We start from the raw sequence: 16,475 nt of genomic DNA, 5'->3' as shown, positions 1-16,475 counted from the left end.
ACGGTTCCGCCACCCTTTGATGACAGACCGATGACAAGCCTTTTCAACACGTTAATTGTGGCCCCAGAGCCACAGAACGGTCCTTAAAGCAGACGTGTGCGGATGATCTGCGACAGAAGGTCGATCAGCGAAACGGCCACGACGATGACCAGGACAATGCAGCCGGTCTGGTCGTACTGGAAGCCGTTGATCGAATCGAGCAGCACTTGGCCCACCCCGCCGGCCCCGATCAGACCCAGGACGGTCGCCGACCGGCTGGAGCTTTCGAAGCGGTACAGCGCATAGCTGGTCCACAGCGGCGCCACCTGCGGGATCACCCCCCAGACCACCTCAGCCAGCTTGATCGCGCCGGTCGCCCGCACGCCCTCGACCGGACCCTTGTCGATCGACTCGACCGCCTCGGCGAACAGCTTGGCCAGCACGCCGCCGGTGTTGAACATCAGGGCCATGACCCCGGCGAACGGGCCCAGGCCCACGGCCGTGATGAAGATCAGCGCCACCACCAGGTCGGGGATCGAGCGGATCAGGTCCAGCAGGCGACGCACCGGCTGCTGGATCCACCACGGGCTGATGTTGCGCGCGCCCAGCAGGCCCAGCGGGATGGCCACGACGATGGCCAGGGCCGTGCCCCACAGGGCCATCTGGATCGTCTGCCACATCTTGCCGATGTACAGCTCCCAGTCGGCGGCCATGAACGCCTTGGGATCGCCGAACGGCGAGAAGAAGCCGCTGGCGAAGCCCTGCATCTTGCTGGCGTCGCTGAACAGCTGCGGAAACTTGTCGATCTCGGCCGGCTTGAAGCTGACCACCAGCAGGGCGATCACCCCGCCCCACAACAGCAGGTCGAAGGCCCGCGCCGAGAGCGGCTTGCTGGGCGGGGGCGGGATGGCGTCGCTCATGAGGGGTTCGGGCGTCCTGGTCAGTTGGCCGGCGCGGCCAGGCCGGCCTTGCCGTCGGCGGCCAGGCGCTCGGCCTTGATGCCGGCCAGGTTTTTCTCGGCCGCCGCCAGCTTGGCCTTGTCGCCGGTCTCGCGGGCCAGGCCGACCTGCTCCAGGGCCTCCATCTCGCGCACCACCAGCAGGTGGGTGTCGTCGGCGGGCTTGAAGCCGCCCATCGACAGGCGCGCCAGGTTCTTGCGCTGCTGGGCCGCGACCGGGGTGTCGCCCTGGCCGTAGGTCAGGAAGAACTGGCGCAGCTTTTCCTTCACCACCGGGTCGAGATCCTTGCGCCAGACGATCGGATCCTCCGGCAGGGTCGGCGACTCCCAGATCACCTTGACCTTCCTGGCCTGGGCGCCGCCCTTGGCGTACTCGTTCAGGCGCAGGGCCGTGGTGTTGTTGGTGGCCGCGTCCAGCTTGTGGTTGGCCACCGCGAACAGGTTGGCGTCATGGCTGGCGCTGAGCACGGTCTTGAAGCAGGTCTCGGGCTTCTTGTCGGCCGGGATGAACAGGTAGGTCATCGGGGCCAGAGTGCCCGAGGTCGACTTCTTGTCGCCGATGCCGAAGTTCAGGCTCTTGTCGCACTTGAGCAGCCCCTCGACCGTCAGCTTGCTGTCGGCCGGGACGATGATCACCGACTTGTAGCCATCGGTCCCCGACGGGTCGAAGGTGCGGGCGAAGACCTCGCCGCCCGAGCGGCGCACGGCCTCCAAGCCCGAGGCGTTGGAGAACCAGCCCACGTCGGTCTGCTTGGCGCCCATGGCCACGATCAGCGACGAATAGTTGGACGAGAAGAACGGCTTCACCTTCATGCCGGTCGACTGTTCCATGTCGGCCAGGATGGGCTTCCAGTAGCTCTCCATGTTCTGGGCCGACTCGGTCGACAGGATGGAGAACACGATCGTGTCCTTGGAGGCGGCCGGGCCGGCGGCCTTCTGCTCCCCGCACGCGGCGAGCGTCAGGGCGGCGACGAGGCCGAGGCCGGCGACGCCAAGGCGCGAGAGTGCGGTGCGGCGGATCATTGCGGGGCTCCTTCCCAGAATACGTCCTCGAATTCCGGGCCGTAGATGTCGATGAGTTTGGCGCGATCCAGGCCGCTGGTCGGGCCGTCATAGACCTTCTGGCCGGCCTTCAGCGCCACCACCCGGTCGCAATAGCGCAGGGCGTAGTCGACCTGGTGCAGGGTGACCACCACGGTCAGGCCGTCGGTCTTGTTCAGGTCACGGAGGATCTCCATGACCTTGCGCGCCGAAACCGGGTCGAGCGAGGCGACCGGCTCGTCGGCGAGGATGATCTTGGCCCTCTGGACCAAGGCCCGGGCGATGGCCCCGCGCTGCTGCTGGCCGCCCGACAGGGTGTTGGCGCGCTGGGCGGCGTAGTCGGCCACGCCCACACGGTGAAGGGCGGCCATGGCCGCCGTCCGCGTCTCGGCCGGCCAGGCCCCGAACAGGCCGCGCAGCGTACCGATCCGCCCCAGCGAGCCCAGGGCGACGTTGGTGAACAGGGTCAGGCGGCCGACCAGGTTGAACTGCTGGGCGATGAAGCCGATGCGGATGCGGGCCTTGCGCACCTGGTCGCTGACCCGGCCCCGGGCCTGGACCGGGCCGGCGAAGGCGGTGATCACGCCTTCTCCCTCATCAATGGTCTGCAGGCCGTCGATCGAACGCAGCAGGGTCGATTTGCCCGAGCCCGACGGGCCGATGAGCGCGATCATCTCGCCGCGACCGACGTCGAGCGAAACGGCGTCCAGCGCCCGCCGCGACCCGAAGGTCTTGGAGGCGGCGCGGATCGAGAGAACAGGGTCCGACGTCATGGTCGGGACGAATCCTTAACGAGGTTTTGGACGCTGGGAAATGCGTTCGTCGGTTTGGGGCACGGACGCAATGGATTTGTGACGGTCGGTGGATCAATTCACCGCAAGGGCGAGCGCAAGCCCGCGTCCAAAAGACTCTTTACATCGTGCGGCGATGACCCTATTTCGCTCGCTCCGGCGGACCCGAAGTCCTCATAAGCGCTGCTAACGCCGGCCTGGGTTTCACTTCTGCAGGGGTCTACGTGAATTGCACACGTACCATAATCCCCTGGACCTGGTCCGTGAGCGGTCACCGGAACGTCCCGTCGCACTCGTGCGGCCCGACGCGGTTTCCGTAGCGGCGCGCTGGTTCCAGGCTGAATTCAAAGGCGACGTCTTTTACGCGGTGAAGGCCAATCCTTCGCCGTGGGTGATCCGCGAGCTGGCGGACGCCGGCGTGCGGTCGTTCGACGTGGCCTCGCTGAACGAGGTCGAGCTGGTCGGCGAGCACGCTCCCGGCTCGCGCATGGCCTTCATGCATCCGGTGAAGAGCCGGGTGGCGATCTCGGCCGCCTATTTCGATCACGGCGTGCGGACCTTCTCGTTCGACACCCATGAGGAACTGGCCAAGATCCTCGACGCCACCGGCCAGGCCAAGGACCTGAACCTGATCGTCCGCATGGGCGTGCAGGCCGAGGGCGCGGCCTACAGCCTGTCGGGCAAGTTCGGCGTCGAGTCGCACAACGCCCCGGCCCTGCTGCTGGCGGCCCGTCGCTCCACCCAGGACCTGATGGGCGTGTCGTTCCACGTCGGCAGCCAGTGCATGCGCCCCACCGCCTACCAGGCGGCCATGGCCCAGGCCTCGCGCGCCTTGGTGCGGGCCGGCGTGCTGGCCGACGTCGTCGACGTCGGCGGCGGCTTCCCGTCGATCTATCCCGGCATGGTGCCGCCGGACATGTCCGAATACCTGGCGGCCATCGACCGGGGCTTCGCCGACATGATGGTCCACGAGACCACCGAGCTGTGGTGCGAACCCGGCCGGGCCCTGGTGGCCGAGGCCTCGTCCCTGCTGGTCAAGGTCGAGCTGAAGAAGGGCGACGCGCTCTATCTGAACGACGGCTCGTACGGCTCGCTGTTCGACGCGGCCCACATGAAATGGCCGTTCCCGGTCAAGCTGTTCCGCAAGAACGGCGAAGTGGTGGAAGAGGGCCTCAAGCCGTTCCGCTTCTACGGCCCCACCTGCGACAGCGTCGACCACATGCCCGGCCCGTTCTACCTGCCGGAAAGCGTCGACGAGGGCGACTACATCGAGATCGGCATGCTGGGCGCCTATGGCGTGGCCATGTCGACCCGCTTCAACGGCTTTGGGGAAACCGACATCGCCCAGGTTTCGGACGCCCCGATGGCCTCGATGTACGGCCTGGCCAAGCGCTCGATCGCCACGCCCCGGCCCGAGGCCGAGGAACGCAAGATCGTCCGCTTCTCGCGCCCCAAGGGCGCGGCCGGCAAGAAGCGGCGGCGTAGATAGTTGAAATCCAGAGCGTGACCGCCGTGCGTCCTTCGAGGCTCGCCTGCGGCTCGCACCTCAGGATGAGGACTTTCTTGCACTGAATTCCTCATCCTGAGGCGCCCGCGATAGCGGGCCTCGAAGGACGCACGGCGCGCGACGCGAAATCGTCACTAAGCGTCGCGACAAATGTGCGTTAAACCCGCGCCGCATCGACCGCTCGCGCGTTTGGATGCGAACCCATCGCCCCCACCGGTCGCTCCGTCCCGGTGGACGGCCAGTTTCAACGACGGGCGTCCAAAGTCAGGGAAACCGAAGCGATGAACGCTCCCGTTCCGAACAACCAGAAGGCCGAGCTGCTGCAGAACGTGGTCGAGCATATCGACATCACGTCGTTCGACGCCCGCCCGATCATCGACTCCATGCGCAAGATGTCGTTCAGCTCGCGCGACACCGCCCGCGCCGCCGACATCTTCAACATGGCGCTGGAGGACAAGTCCTGCTCGCCCTGGCTGATCCTGGCCGGCTCCACCTCGGCCGGCGGCTGCATGCACGTCTACCGCGACATGGTGAAGAACGGCATGATCGACGCCGTGGTCGCCACCGGCGCCTCGATCGTCGACATGGACTTCTTCGAGGCCCTGGGCTTCAAGCACTATCAGGCCGCCGGCCCCGTCGACGACAACGTGCTGCGCGACAACTACATCGACCGCATCTACGACACCTATATCGACGAGGAAGAACTCCAGAACTGCGACCACACGATCCTGGAGATCTGCAATCGCCTGGAGCCGCGCGCCTATTCCTCGCGCGAGTTCATCTGGGAGATGGGCAAGTGGCTGTCCGAGGGCAACGCCAAGAAGCAAGGCTCGCTGATCCAGACCGCCTATGAAGAAGGCGTGCCGATCTTCTGCCCGGCCTTCGTCGACAGCTCGGCCGGCTTTGGCCTGGTCAAGCACCAGAAGGAACGCATCGCCGCCAAGCAGCCCTATCTGATGATCGACGCGGTCGCGGACTTCCGCGAACTGACTGACATCAAGATCGCGGCCGGCACCACGGGCCTGTTCATGGTCGGCGGCGGCGTGCCCAAGAACTTCGCCCAGGACACCGTCGTCTGCGCCGAGATCCTCGGCGTCGAGGCCGACATGCACAAGTACGCGGTCCAGATCACCGTGGCCGACGTCCGCGACGGCGCCTGCAGCAGCTCGACGCTGAAGGAAGCCGCCTCGTGGGGCAAGGTCAACACCACCTACGAGCAGATGGTGTTCGCCGAGGCCACCACCGTGGTGCCGCTGATCGCCTCGGACGCCTATCACCGCGAGCACTGGAAGGGCCGCGAAAAGCCGCGCTGGCAGAAGCTGTTCGGCAAGTAGGCTTGATACGGACGACCTGAAACTGCAGGGTCCCCGAAGTTCGCTTCGGGGACCTTTTTCATGCGCGTCGGCTTGATGATCGGGATGACCGCCCTGGCTCTGGCCGGCTGCGCCAGCCTGACGGGCTCGCAGGCCGATCCCTACCTGGCCAAGGGCGCCTACGACGCGCGCCAGGCCGTGCCGCCGCCTCCCCCGGCGGGGTCCGCCGCCGACCAGCGGGACCGGGCCGTCTTCCTGGCCACCCGCCGGCTGAAGGACACCCCGCGCTGGTCGCTGGCCAGGCAGGACACGCACAAGGCCGCGATCGCGGACGCCTACAGCTGCGCCTTGGGCGTGACGCCCAGCCGCCAGGCCACGCCTCGGCTGGCGGCGCTGCTACGGCGGATCGGGCGCGACGTGCGACCGGCTGTGGCGGCGCCCAAGCGGCTCTACGACCGCAAGCGGCCCTACCAGGTGCAGCCGGGCGCGATCTGCGTGCGCAGCGGCCTGGTCACCGCCTTGACGCCCGACTACCCCTCCGGCCACGCCACCTGGGGCTGGACGGTGGGACTGGTCCTGGCCAAGGCCCAGCCGCAACGGTCCGACGCCATCCTGGCCCGCGCCAGGGCCTATGGCGAAAGCCGGGTGGTGTGCGGCGTGCACAACGCCTCCTCGGTCGAGGCGGGTCGGCTGAACGCCGCCGCCCTGGTCAGGACCCTGGAGCGCTCGCCGGCCTTCACCGCGGACCTGGCCGCCGTCGGCCGCGAACTGGACGCCGCCCGGACGGCGGGCCTCGTCCCTGATCCCGCCCGCTGCACGGCTGAGGCGGCGGTGCTGGCCCAGCGACCGTACTGACCGGAACGCCGACGCGGTTGCAACGGGCCCCTGTGGCCTCTACCTCTTGCCCATGGCCCATCACGCCGCGTGCGATCACGACCACCACAACCACGGCGTCGCCGGTTCGGCCCTCGCCGCCGAGCTCGACGCCGCCGAGGCGCGCTGCGGCGCCGTCGACCAGCGCCTGACCGCCCCGCGCCGCCGGGTGCTGGAACTGTTGCTGCAGGCCGGCCAGCCCGTGAAGGCCTACGACCTGATCGCCAGCTTCGCCATTGATGGTCCGCCTGCCAAGCCGCCGACCGTCTACAGGGCCCTGGACTTTCTCGAGAAGCAGGGCTTCGCCCACCGCATCGAGAGCCTCAACGCCTATGTCGCCTGCCGCAAGGAAGCCGACGGCCACGCCGCCGCCTTCCTGATCTGCGACTGCTGCGGCGCCACCCGCGAGATCGAGCCCAAGGCCAGCGCCGAGATCATCGCCGCCGGCGCCGCCGCAGGCTACGCCCTGACCGACGTGACCATCGAGGCTCATGGGCTCTGCGCGGATTGCCGCGAAGCCTAGGCTGGGGCATCGCGCGGAAGAGTGGACGCCGGCTTTCCGCAAAAGCGATGCTCTAGGCGCCCTCGCTAAAGTCTGTACACTTTTTACGATTGAGACACCGCTTCACCGCCTTTTGGGAGAGCGAGATGACTGATCGTGACTCGGCCAAAACCTCGTGGTGGCACAGCACGCCCGTTCTCGTGAGCGCCATCGCCGGCCTGCTCACCGCGATAACGGGCCTGGTCGTCGGACTGCACCAGGCCGGCGTCATCGGCGGCGGCGCTTCGGACCGGTCGCCCGCGACGGTGGTGGCGCCGACCGCCGCGCCCGGGACCACCGCCAGCCCCTTGTCCCTCGCCTCGCCCACTCCGCCCGACACTGCGGCGCCCAGCGGACTACCCCTGACCGGACCGCCCGGCCGCAACCTGCTGTCGCCGCAATACGGCGGGCGCCTGGTCGCGGCGCCGAGCAAGGCCTGGTCGTCGGCCAACGATGATGTCCTGGCGCAGGGCACGACCATCACCTTCCTCGACGCCTTCGCCATCTTCGGCTTCCAGGACGACCGGCCAGCCACCTTCGACCGCTTCGGCATCCTGGTCCCCAAGGCCGACGAAAATCCCGCCACGATCGAGATCGCCGCCGGCGACGCCCTGACCGGGCCGTTCCGCCCGCTGGCCAAGGTGCGGATCCTGAACCTGTACGTCGCGGCGAACGACGGCTGGCAGTATTTCGACCTCCCGAAGACCACCGCCCGCTATGTCCGGATCACGACCAGCGAAAGGCCCGACCACGGCGTCATGGGCTATATCAGCGAGCTCAGCCTCGACGAGAAGCCCGCAAGCGAGAAGCCGCCAGGCGGGAAGTCCTGACGGCGGGGAAGGGGCGATTGCGGACAGCCGGCGAACGCCGCTAGGGTTCGAACACTCGTTCCACGCCAGGATGCCTGCCCATGACGCCCACCGAGACCTTCCCCGGCGTCGAGATCTGGCGTGGCGGCGTCAACACCTGGGACTGCGACGAGATGGGGCACATGAACGTGCGCTTCTACGTCACCCGGGCCATGGAGGGGCTGGCCGGGCTGGCCGCCGAGCTGGGCCTGCCACACGCCTTCTCGCCCTGGGCGAACGCCACCCTGATGGTCCGCGAGCAGCACATCCGCTTCCTGCGCGAGGCCCATGCCGGGGCGGCCCTGCACATGCTGGGCGGGGTGATGGCGATCTCCGAGACCGAGGCCCGGGTGCTGCAGCTCCTGGTCCACACGGCGACCGGCCAGCTGGCGGCGACCTTTCAGACAACGATCGCCCATGTCACACCGCGCGAAGGCGAGGCCTTTCCCTGGCCGCGCATCGTCCACGAGCGCGCGGCGGCGCTGCAGGTCGAGCCGCCCGACCAGGCCCGGGCGCGCAGCCTGGACCTGTCGCCGTTCGCCCCGACCGCCAGCCTAGCCCGCGCCGAGGCCCTGAACCTCAAGCGCATCGGCCTGGGGGCCCTGTCGCCGACCGATTGCGACGTGTTCGGACGAATGCGCATGGAGCAGTTCATCGGCCGGGTCTCCGACGGCATCGGCGCCTTCATCGGCCCGTTCCGCGACATCGTCGTCGCCCACGCAGAGCCCCGCCCCGCACGGGTCGGCGGCGCGGTCCTGGAATACCGTCTGGCCCAGCTGGCCTGGCCCCGGGCCGGCGACCGGGTCGAGCTGCGCTCCGGCCTGGTCGGGACCGAGGGCTCGGCCATGCGGGTGGTGCACTGGATGCTGGACCCGACCACCGGCCGGCCCTGGGGCACGTCCGAAGCCGTGGCGGTCACCTTCGACCTGGACGCCCGCAGGGTGGCGCAGATCAGCGACGCGGCGCGGGCGGAACTGGGCAAGGCGGCGGTGAAGGGGCTGGCGCTGTAGGCCGAACGACGGTCGGGCGCGGCGCGCGGTCCTCCTCCTTCGACACGCTCAGGATGAGGACCCTTTACGGGCTCGGCAGTCGAAAACTTCATCCTGAGCCTGTCGAAGGACGAGGTTTTCGCCTCCCAACGGGGATCGGTAGGCCCTACCCCGCCGCCATCTCGAAGATCGCCTCGCGCGCCAGGTCTGGGCGCTCCATCGGCAGGAAGTGGCTGGCGCCGGCCACCGTCTCGACGCGGATGTGAGGGTGGCGGCGCATCACGCCCGCGCCGTCGCCGACGTGGCAGGTCGAGCCCTTCTCGGCCTTCAGAACCCGCGCCGGGCAGCGGATGCGGCCCATGGCCCGCCAGGGGTCGTGGGCCTGGGCGCTGTAGTTGGAGGCCTCCCAGGCCGGCGCGCAGGCCAGCTCGACCTTGCCGTCGTCGCGATCCTTGAAGCCGCCGCCGACATAGTCGGCCAGCATGGTCTCGGGCCAGGTCCTGAACGCCCCGCGGCCGCGATAGGCGGCGAAGGCGGCCTCGCGGTTTTCGAACACCGCGCGGCGGCGCAGCGCGCCCTGGACCAGCGGCAGATGCCGCCACAGCGCGCCGGACGTCCAGGGCATGTGGGCGTAGAAGGCCATGATCCGCGGCATGATCACCGGGTCCAGCAGCACCAGGCCGCGCACCTTTTCCGGCGCCGCGGCGGCGGCCAGCAGGCTGACGGTGCCGCCCATCGAATGGCCGGCCAGCACCGCCGGCCCCTGGTCGAGGGCGGCCAGCAGGGCCAGCAGGTCGTCGCGCAGGTCCAGCCAGCTTCGCCGACGCTCCGGATTGGCGGCGAGACGGCTGGAGCCGTGGCCGCGCTGGTCGACCGCCAGGATCCGCAGGCCGGCCGACAGCGGGGCCAGCAAGGCGCGGTAGGTCTGGCCGTTGAAGCCGTTGGCATGGACGAAGACCACGTCCACCGGGCGGTCGGCGGGCCCGAATTCCAGCACCGCCATCTCGCCGGCCCCGGCGCGGCTGGCGATCGGGATGAAGCGTCGGCGAGGTTCCCGGAAGACGGCCGCGTCCATGGCGGAAGGGCTCCTGTTGCGGCGGCTGGTTCCTAAGTTAGGCCCACGGCGTTACCTCGTCCATGGAGCAGCCCCAAAGAACCGTTCCGGGAGAGCGCTGATGCCGCCGCTGGCCACCATCGGATACGAGCTGGACACCCTGGACGGCATGATCGGCCGCCTGAAGGCGGCGGGGGTGAAGGCCGTCGTCGACGTCCGCGCCGTGGCCGCCTCGCGCCGGCCGGGCTTTTCCAAGACCATGCTGGGCAACAGCCTCCGGGCCGAGGGGATCGACTACGTTCACCTGCGGCCGCTGGGTACGCCCAAGGCCGGCCGCGAGGCGGCCCGGGCGGGACGAACGGACGAGATGCGCGCGATCTTCCACGCCCACCTGGCCGAGCCCGCCGCCCAGGTGGCGCTGGGCGAGGCCACGGCCCTGGCCGAGGACGGTCCTATCGCCCTGCTCTGTTACGAGCACGAGGCCCGGTGCTGCCACCGGGCCATCGTGGCCGACGAGATCCGGGCCCGGCTGAAGTGCGAGGTGGTGGATCTGTGAGGGCGACAGCGAAATTCGTCGCCATCCCGGAAGCCTCGCCGAGGCGGTCCGGGATGGCGACATTGCCGGTTCGGATCAGGCCGCCGTCAGCTGCCACTCGCCGCGATCGTCCTTGCAGGCGCTGTAGCGCTCGGTGGTCGGGCGGTCGTTGCGGGTGCTGATCGAGGCGTTGATGATTCGGCAGCTGGCTTCCGGGCCATAGCCGCTCTGGTTCAGCAGCGCGGCCGAGACATAGCCGACGCCGTAGCCGTCGCGGCCCACCAGCAGCCAGTTGCTGTTGGGCGCGCCGCCCAGCACCTCGACCCGCTGGCCGGCCGACAGCTTGCCCACCACCTTGCCGGTGGTCGACGGGCTCGAGCGCAGGTTGGCGGTCCCGCGGGCGGTGTAATCGCCGCCGACGGCGTCGTAGCTGCGCAGCGTCTGGACGCCGCGCTCGAAGCGCAGGGTCTCGCCGCTGATCGGCGGGCCATAGGACGAGGAGACCACGTCGATGCGGCCCGAGGCGCCGGTGCGCGAATTGCTCCAGCTCTCCGAACGGCCGCTGTCCAGGGCGCGCTTGGTGGCCTGCTGGGCCATGGCCTGGTCGGTCGACTGCATGCGGCAGCCGATATAGGCCCCCGCCGCCGCGCCGGCCGCGGCCCCCAGCACCGTGCCCAGGGTCTTTTCATTCTTGCTGACCGCGCGGCCGACCAGGGCCCCGGCGGCGGCGCCGATCAGGGCCCCGCCCTCCTGCTTCTTGCCCGAGCCTTCGCAGCCGAACAGGCCGCTGATCCCCTTGGACTGGGCCGCGGCCGGCAGCGGCGCGGCGACCAGCGAGGCGAGGACGGCGCCGACGCTGAGCGCGGTGGCGATCGAGTGTTTGACCATGGGGGACGGTTCCTTTGGAAAGCGGCGGGCCCTCGACGGAAGGCCCGTTGGCGTCCGACGCCCCCGTGATACAAACTGATCAACGATAAGGGAGAAACGAGCGTGCCGGACAAGCCAGACTATAGCTGCTTCGATGTCGAGATCGAGACAGGCGTGGCGCATCTGCGCCTGAAACGTCCCGAGGCCCTCAACACCATGACCCGGGCGTTCTGGAACGAGCTGCCGGCCATCGTCCGCGACATCGACGACAACGCCCGCGCCCGGTGCATTGTCATCTCCTCGACCGGCAAGCATTTCTGCGCCGGCATGGACCTGTCGGTGTTCACCGACGGCGAGGGCGTGACGGGCGGCGAGCCCGCCGACCGCTTCGTGGCCGCCGAGAGCTTCCGTCGCCACGTTCACCACCTGCAGGACACCTTCTCCTGCCTGGACGAGGCGCGGATGCCGGTGATCGCCGCGATCCAGGGCGGCTGCATCGGCGGGGCGGTCGACTTCACCAGCGCCTGCGACATCCGCTACGCCAGCGCCGACGCCTTCTTCACGATCCACGAGATCAACATCGGCATGACCGCCGACGTCGGCACCTTCCCACGCCTGTGCAAGCTGATCCCCGAAGGCTGGGTGCGCGAGCTGGCCTATACCGGCCGCCGCCTGCCGGCCGCCAGAGCGCGCGACCTCGGCCTGGTCAACGAGGTGTTTGCCACCCACGAGGAGGTCGTCGCCCACGCCCTGGCCACCGCCCGCGAGATCGCCTCCAAGTCGCCCCTGGCCGTCGCCGGCAGCAAGGTGATGATCAACTACGCCCGCGATCATTCGATCCGCGACGCCCTGGACTATATCGCCACCTGGCAGACCGGCATGTTCTCGCCGCCGCACATGATGGAGGCCTTCCAGGCCAAGGCCCAGAACCGCGAACCGGTCTATCCGGACCTCGTGCCGCTCAGGAAGCGGATGTAGCTCCTAAGCCTCCACGGCGTCCGGCAGCTCCGCGTTGGTCAGGTCGCAGCCGTCCAGCCGGCATCGCGTCAGGTCGGCGTCGATCAGGCGCACCCGGCGGGCGTCGGCGCCGGTCAGATCGGCCCCGTGCAGCGCGGCTCGGCTGAGGTCCGTCCGCAGGACCCGGCCCTGGGCGATGGTCAGCGGTCCCAGCCGGGCGCCCGAGAGGTCGGCCCGCGACAGCCGGGCGCCGACCAACCGGGCGCCGCGCAGGTCGGCGCCGCGCAGGTTGACGCCGCGCAGGTCGGCGTCGACTAGGTTGGCCCCCTGCAGCTGGACGTTCTCCAGGTCCATGCCGAAGAAGACCGCGCCCGGCGCCGACAGCCCGGCCAGCCGCCGGCCGCGCAGCCGCCGCAGCGGGCGGAAGTCGACCGCCGGAAGCTTGCCCGCCGCGCCGTCGCGACCGTCGCTGCCGACATAGAGTTCGTGCGCCTCAAGGATCTCGTGCAGGGGGGCGTCGTCGACATAGACGATCGGCGGCGGGGCGCGCAGCACCTCGGTCAGGTCGGCGCCCTCGAAGGTGGCCCCGGCCAGGTCGGCGCCGGTCAGAACCGCCCGGCGCAGCGAGGCGCCGCCCAGATCGGCGTTGTAGAGATTGGCCCGGGACAGGTTGGCGCCGTCCAGGGTGGCGCGGTTCAGCCGCGCGCCCTTCAGGCTCACCCCGGCCAGGTCGGCGTCGGTCAGGTCGGCCACCCGAGCGAAGCCGCCGCCCACCTGAGCGCCGTCCAGCCGCGCCCCGCGCGTCACCGCGTGCTCCAGCTCGCCCTGGCGCGTCCGGTGCCGCAGGATTCGGAAGCCGTCGACGCTGTCCTGAGTGGCGATGACGCCCTCGCGCAGGTCGCAGCCCGACAGGTCGGCGCCGCCGAGATTGGCCCCCCGCAGGCAGGCGCCCCGCAGGTCGCAGCGGGAGAGATTGGCTTCGCGCAGGTCGGCGTCGCGCAGGTCGGCGCCATAGAGGGTCGCGCGGGTCAGGACCGCGCGCGCCAGCAGGGCGCCGGCCAGGCGCACGCCGGTCAGGTCGGCCTCGGAAAGGTCGACGCCCTCCAGGTTGACGTTGTCGAGATCCACATAGGAAAGGTTGGCGCGAGTCCCGGCCGGCAGCCCCTTCAGATAGCGCACGTGCGCCTCGATCGCGGCCTTCAGCGCCGGAGGCGAAAGGGTGCGGATCAGCGACGGCTGAGGGGATCGACCGGACAGGGCGGGGGCGGGCATGAGACGGCGCTCTTTTCGGCGAACCGTGTCACGCCACCTTTAAGGAAACGTTCAATTCATCCCGAAAGGTCAAAGCCATCCGCGCCGCTTGAACCACAGGAGCGGACCGGCTGCGGCGATCACCATCATGCACAGGGCGAACGGGTAGCCGTGCAGCCAGTTCAGCTCGGGCATGTGGGCGAAGTTCATGCCGTAGATCCCCGCCACCAGGGTCGGCGGCAGGAACATCACCGAGAACACCGAGAAGATCTTGAAGATCGCGTTCTGCTCGATGTTGATCAGGCCCAGCGCCGCGTCGAGCAGGAAAGTGATGTTGCCGGACAGATAGCCCGAATGGTCGGTGATCGACTGGACGTCGCGCTGCAGCGACTTGAGGTGGTCGCGCAGTTCCTTGTCGCCCTCGAACTGGTCGGCCAGCGAGGCGAAGCTGAGCAGGCGGGCCAGGCTGACCAGGCTGTCGCGGGCCTTGGAATTGACGATCTGGGCGCGGCCCAGGCGGTTGAGGATGGCCTCGAACGCCCCGCCGCGCGGCCGGCTGAAGATGATCCGCGACTGGGTCTCGACCTCGCCGGCGGTGCGCTCCAGGATGTCGGCGGTGCGGTCGATCACCGCGTCCAGCAGGCCCAGGAACGTCTGGGCGCCGCCCGGGCAAAGGCTGGGCTGGCGTTCGGCCTGGGCGGCGAACACCGCGAACGCCTTGGGCTCGACATAGCGGATGGTCACCAGCCGGTCGCCGGTCAGCACGAAGGTCACCGGCGCGGCGGTCGGCAGGTCGCCGTCCGCATTGACCAGCACCGTGGCGGTCATGAACGTGCCGCCGTCTTCCTGGTAGAGGCGCGAGGAAGCCTCGATCTCGGCCATTTCCTCGCGGGTGGGCAGCAGCAGGCCGATCGACTTCTCGACCGCCACTTCCTCGGCGCGGGTGGGGCTGACCAGCTCGATCCACACCGCATCGGCGGGCAGCGCCCAATCGGGCGTCAGGCCGCCGGGTTCGAAACCCGGCGCGCCATGGCGCAGCACCCTCAGCATGGGACATGAGCTTTGTTCACGCCCTGGGCATGGCCCAGAGCGCGCGCGGCGTCAACGCGGCGCTTGCGGCTTGTCGGCGTCCTGCGCCTGGCCCGAGGCCTGGGATTGCGAGATCAGGGCAGCGATGCGGTCGGTGGAGTCGGCGGCCTGGTTGATCATGTCCAGCGGCGAGCTGGCCCGCACCGAGGCGGCGACCTGGTTGGCGGCCGACTTGGCCAGCGAGACGGCGGCGTTCTGGGCCAGGGCCAGCTTGCTGGTGGCGGCGGCGATCGTGACCGCCTGGTTGTTCTGGTAGATGAAGCCGTGGGTCGGATAGACGGTCGAGCCCAGGTCGCGGATCGGGTCGTACCAGACCTTGACCTGGCTCCAGTCGCCGGCCGGCGAGACGTCGACGACGGTGACGTCCTTCTCGATCTGGCCGCGGCCGCCGTCGATGATCGACCAGTTGGCGTGGGTGACCTGGATCACGCGGTCGGTGAGCACCTGGCTGACGAAGGCGACGTGGCCGAGGTTCATGCGGCCGGTCGGCTTGAAGCAGAGCACGGCCCCGGCGCGGGGCACGAAGCCGGTGTCGTATTTGCCGACGGCCTGCGACCACCACGTCCGGGCGTCGCCGAAGATCTGGATGCCCGACATCAGACGCGCGAACGGGACGCATTGCCAGTACCCGTCGGCCATCGCGCCGGACATCGGCACGAGGCTGATCATGGCGGCGGCGGCCAGGGAACCCCAGAGGGTTCTCGTCCGTTTCGTCATGCTGTGGGTACTCCCCCGCGTCACTGGGCTAAGGGATAACCCTGACAGGGAAATATGAAAAGTCTGTTTATCAGGCTTTCGCCGCGGCAGGTCGACGCTGTCCCCAGCTTTTTGCCCAAGCTTTCATCCGCTCGCGGGCCGGCTTCTCGATGATGTGATACGACATCGCCGACAGCGGAACCAGTGCGGCGACAATCAACAGCCAAGCATAGAGCGGCAGTTGGTCGCCCTCGATCTTCAGAAGCTTGAGCGCGGCATTGACCGCGAGGATCTTCCACGGGATGCAGATCATGTAGGTCGAGTAGCTGATCTCGCCCAGATACACGAGCGGAGCCTGAGTCGCGAAGCTTGAGCCGGCCGCGGCCAGGGCCGCCAGCATGACGATCAGCGCCCCCAGGGTCATGACGATGACCTGGTCCGGCGCCCCGAAATGCACGGCCAGCAGCACCGCGGCGCCCGCGAAACAGGCGCCCACGCCCGAGAACCGGCCGGTGACGGCGCCCGAACGCCACAGGGCGTGCAGGGCGCAGCCATAGGCGAAGCACGGGACGATGCGCAGGAAGCCCCAGCGGATCGTCGCCTCGGTCAGGGGAAAGCCCGCCAGCGCCTGGAAGGCTGGATAGAGGGCGGCGATCAGGGCCAGGGCAAGGCCCACGGCCAGCCGCGGCCGCGCGCGCAGCCGCCAGGCGGCGAAGGCGAAGACCGGGAAGCTGAGATAGGCGAACCACTCGGCCGAGATCGACCACGACGGATGGTTCCAGCCCGAGACCGGCGCGAAGCCCCAGGCCTGGACCAGCAGAAGGTTGGCCGGCAGGGCGCTCCAGGCCAGCATGTTCTGGTCGACGGCGATGCCGGCCAGGCCGGCGGCGGCGGCCATCAGCCCGACGCCCGCCAGGGTGACCAGGTGCAGCGGATACACCCGCGCCAGCCGGTTCCAGAGGAAGTCGCCGTAGCGGAACGTCCCGTTGCCGACGCCCTGCAGATAGACATGGCAGAGGATGAAGCCCGACAGGGTGAAGAACGCCTCGACCCCCAGATAGCCCTTGCCGATCATCGCCGGCGGAACCGCCGCCGAGAGGTTTGGCCAATAGTGGTACATCACCACCCAGAAGGCGGCGAAGAACCGGAGGGCCGTCAGGGGCTTGATATTGGCGGCGTCTGGCAT

At 69.1% G+C, this 16,475-nt stretch carries 17 protein-coding genes and 1 pseudogene; 9 read left to right on the top strand and 9 right to left on the bottom strand.

Annotated elements, in window-relative coordinates; all coding sequences use genetic code 11:
- Window positions 1-83 precede the first annotated feature (83 nt).
- From phnE to phnC, 3 genes are read right to left on the bottom strand one after another with little or no spacing between them, the layout of a single operon-like run.
- Window positions 84-899 carry a phosphonate ABC transporter, permease protein PhnE gene (phnE, locus tag G3M57_RS01960; protein WP_056754376.1) on the bottom strand — a complete coding sequence of 272 codons (816 nt, stop codon included), beginning with the start codon at window positions 897-899 and terminating at the stop codon, window positions 84-86.
- A gap of 20 nt (window positions 900-919) precedes the next feature.
- Window positions 920-1,960 carry a phosphate/phosphite/phosphonate ABC transporter substrate-binding protein gene (gene phnD, locus G3M57_RS01955; protein WP_056754378.1) on the bottom strand — a complete coding sequence of 347 codons (1,041 nt, stop codon included), beginning with the start codon at window positions 1,958-1,960 and terminating at the stop codon, window positions 920-922.
- Window positions 1,957-2,751, bottom strand: a complete 795-nt coding sequence (gene phnC / locus G3M57_RS01950) for a phosphonate ABC transporter ATP-binding protein (protein WP_056754380.1) — start codon at window positions 2,749-2,751, stop codon at window positions 1,957-1,959. The genes phnD and phnC overlap by 4 nt, the downstream gene beginning before the upstream one ends.
- A 247-nt stretch (window positions 2,752-2,998) precedes the next feature.
- On the opposite strand from phnC, the gene G3M57_RS01945 reads away from it, so the two are divergent.
- The 7 genes and pseudogenes from G3M57_RS01945 (at window position 2,999) to G3M57_RS01920 (ending at window position 8,861) form a co-directional block, all read left to right on the top strand.
- Complete coding sequence (locus G3M57_RS01945; protein ID WP_056754387.1) at window positions 2,999-4,258, top strand: type III PLP-dependent enzyme; 1,260 nt, start codon at window positions 2,999-3,001, stop codon at window positions 4,256-4,258.
- Window positions 4,259-4,301: 43 nt separating this feature from the next.
- Window positions 4,302-4,414 (top strand): annotated as a pseudogene (locus G3M57_RS27840) (hypothetical protein).
- A 143-nt stretch (window positions 4,415-4,557) separates the two neighbouring features.
- Entirely contained in the window at window positions 4,558-5,610 is a 1,053-nt protein-coding gene (locus tag G3M57_RS01940) for a 1,9-bis(guanidino)-5-aza-nonane synthase (RefSeq protein ID WP_056754391.1), read from the top strand.
- 60 nt (window positions 5,611-5,670) lie between these two features.
- Window positions 5,671-6,444 (top strand): acid phosphatase, encoded by a 774-nt coding sequence (locus tag G3M57_RS01935; RefSeq protein WP_056754397.1) that lies wholly within the window; start codon window positions 5,671-5,673, stop codon window positions 6,442-6,444.
- Window positions 6,445-6,496: 52 nt separating this feature from the next.
- Window positions 6,497-6,985 carry a Fur family transcriptional regulator gene (locus G3M57_RS01930; RefSeq protein WP_156402175.1) on the top strand — a complete coding sequence of 163 codons (489 nt, stop codon included), beginning with the start codon at window positions 6,497-6,499 and terminating at the stop codon, window positions 6,983-6,985.
- Between the two features lie 125 nt (window positions 6,986-7,110).
- On the top strand, window positions 7,111-7,833 hold the full coding sequence (locus G3M57_RS01925; protein WP_156402176.1) for a hypothetical protein: 723 nt from the start codon (window positions 7,111-7,113) through the stop codon (window positions 7,831-7,833).
- Between the two features lie 80 nt (window positions 7,834-7,913).
- A complete protein-coding gene (locus G3M57_RS01920; protein WP_056754405.1) occupies window positions 7,914-8,861 on the top strand; it encodes a thioesterase family protein in 948 nt (315 codons plus the stop codon).
- A gap of 145 nt (window positions 8,862-9,006) precedes the next feature.
- Here the strand turns inward: G3M57_RS01920 and G3M57_RS01915 are convergent, their stop codons facing one another.
- Complete coding sequence (locus G3M57_RS01915; protein WP_056754408.1) at window positions 9,007-9,915, bottom strand: alpha/beta fold hydrolase; 909 nt, start codon at window positions 9,913-9,915, stop codon at window positions 9,007-9,009.
- Between the two features lie 100 nt (window positions 9,916-10,015).
- Between G3M57_RS01915 and G3M57_RS01910 the strand changes: the two genes are divergently transcribed.
- Window positions 10,016-10,450: a DUF488 domain-containing protein gene (locus G3M57_RS01910; RefSeq protein WP_056754411.1), complete on the top strand. Its 435-nt coding sequence runs from the start codon at window positions 10,016-10,018 to the stop codon at window positions 10,448-10,450.
- Window positions 10,451-10,525: 75 nt separating this feature from the next.
- On the opposite strand, the gene G3M57_RS01905 is transcribed toward G3M57_RS01910, so the two are convergent.
- Complete coding sequence (locus tag G3M57_RS01905) at window positions 10,526-11,317, bottom strand: SH3 domain-containing protein (RefSeq protein ID WP_056754414.1); 792 nt, start codon at window positions 11,315-11,317, stop codon at window positions 10,526-10,528.
- Window positions 11,318-11,419: 102 nt separating this feature from the next.
- On the opposite strand from G3M57_RS01905, the gene G3M57_RS01900 reads away from it, so the two are divergent.
- Complete coding sequence (locus G3M57_RS01900; protein WP_056754417.1) at window positions 11,420-12,274, top strand: crotonase/enoyl-CoA hydratase family protein; 855 nt, start codon at window positions 11,420-11,422, stop codon at window positions 12,272-12,274.
- A 3-nt stretch (window positions 12,275-12,277) separates the two neighbouring features.
- Here G3M57_RS01900 and G3M57_RS01895 read toward each other — a convergent pair whose 3' ends face one another.
- The 4 genes from G3M57_RS01895 to G3M57_RS01880 form a co-directional block, all read right to left on the bottom strand.
- Window positions 12,278-13,525, bottom strand: a complete 1,248-nt coding sequence (locus G3M57_RS01895; RefSeq protein ID WP_163228520.1) for a pentapeptide repeat-containing protein — start codon at window positions 13,523-13,525, stop codon at window positions 12,278-12,280.
- Window positions 13,526-13,594: 69 nt separating this feature from the next.
- Window positions 13,595-14,554, bottom strand: coding sequence for a magnesium transporter CorA family protein (locus G3M57_RS01890; protein WP_056754423.1), 960 nt, complete (start codon window positions 14,552-14,554; stop codon window positions 13,595-13,597).
- A 51-nt stretch (window positions 14,555-14,605) separates the two neighbouring features.
- Window positions 14,606-15,310, bottom strand: coding sequence for a CHAP domain-containing protein (locus G3M57_RS01885; protein ID WP_056754426.1), 705 nt, complete (start codon window positions 15,308-15,310; stop codon window positions 14,606-14,608).
- Window positions 15,311-15,380: 70 nt separating this feature from the next.
- Entirely contained in the window at window positions 15,381-16,475 is a 1,095-nt protein-coding gene (locus G3M57_RS01880; RefSeq protein ID WP_056754460.1) for an acyltransferase family protein, read from the bottom strand.

Source organism: Caulobacter rhizosphaerae (genome assembly GCF_010977555.1).
GTDB classification, from domain to species: domain Bacteria; phylum Pseudomonadota; class Alphaproteobacteria; order Caulobacterales; family Caulobacteraceae; genus Caulobacter; species Caulobacter rhizosphaerae.
Note: the sequence above shows the minus strand (reverse complement) of the source record. Positions and strands in the feature narration are given on the sequence as shown.

Excerpts from the sequence above, each read along its gene's own strand:
- phnE (WP_056754376.1), bottom strand. The coding sequence starts at position 899 with ATGAGCGACGCCATCCCGCCCCCGCCCAGCAAGCCGCTCTCGGCGCGG.
- phnD (WP_056754378.1), bottom strand. The coding sequence starts at position 1,960 with ATGATCCGCCGCACCGCACTCTCGCGCCTTGGCGTCGCCGGCCTCGGC.
- phnC (WP_056754380.1), bottom strand. The coding sequence starts at position 2,751 with ATGACGTCGGACCCTGTTCTCTCGATCCGCGCCGCCTCCAAGACCTTC.
- G3M57_RS01940 (WP_056754391.1), top strand. The coding sequence starts at position 4,558 with ATGAACGCTCCCGTTCCGAACAACCAGAAGGCCGAGCTGCTGCAGAAC.
- G3M57_RS01935 (WP_056754397.1), top strand. The coding sequence starts at position 5,671 with ATGCGCGTCGGCTTGATGATCGGGATGACCGCCCTGGCTCTGGCCGGC.
- G3M57_RS01930 (WP_156402175.1), top strand. The coding sequence starts at position 6,497 with ATGGCCCATCACGCCGCGTGCGATCACGACCACCACAACCACGGCGTC.
- G3M57_RS01925 (WP_156402176.1), top strand. The coding sequence starts at position 7,111 with ATGACTGATCGTGACTCGGCCAAAACCTCGTGGTGGCACAGCACGCCC.
- G3M57_RS01920 (WP_056754405.1), top strand. The coding sequence starts at position 7,914 with ATGACGCCCACCGAGACCTTCCCCGGCGTCGAGATCTGGCGTGGCGGC.
- G3M57_RS01915 (WP_056754408.1), bottom strand. The coding sequence starts at position 9,915 with ATGGACGCGGCCGTCTTCCGGGAACCTCGCCGACGCTTCATCCCGATC.
- G3M57_RS01910 (WP_056754411.1), top strand. The coding sequence starts at position 10,016 with ATGCCGCCGCTGGCCACCATCGGATACGAGCTGGACACCCTGGACGGC.
- G3M57_RS01905 (WP_056754414.1), bottom strand. The coding sequence starts at position 11,317 with ATGGTCAAACACTCGATCGCCACCGCGCTCAGCGTCGGCGCCGTCCTC.
- G3M57_RS01895 (WP_163228520.1), bottom strand. The coding sequence starts at position 13,525 with ATGCCCGCCCCCGCCCTGTCCGGTCGATCCCCTCAGCCGTCGCTGATC.
- G3M57_RS01890 (WP_056754423.1), bottom strand. The coding sequence starts at position 14,554 with ATGCTGAGGGTGCTGCGCCATGGCGCGCCGGGTTTCGAACCCGGCGGC.
- G3M57_RS01885 (WP_056754426.1), bottom strand. The coding sequence starts at position 15,310 with ATGACGAAACGGACGAGAACCCTCTGGGGTTCCCTGGCCGCCGCCGCC.
- G3M57_RS01880 (WP_056754460.1), bottom strand. The coding sequence starts at position 16,475 with ATGCCAGACGCCGCCAATATCAAGCCCCTGACGGCCCTCCGGTTCTTC.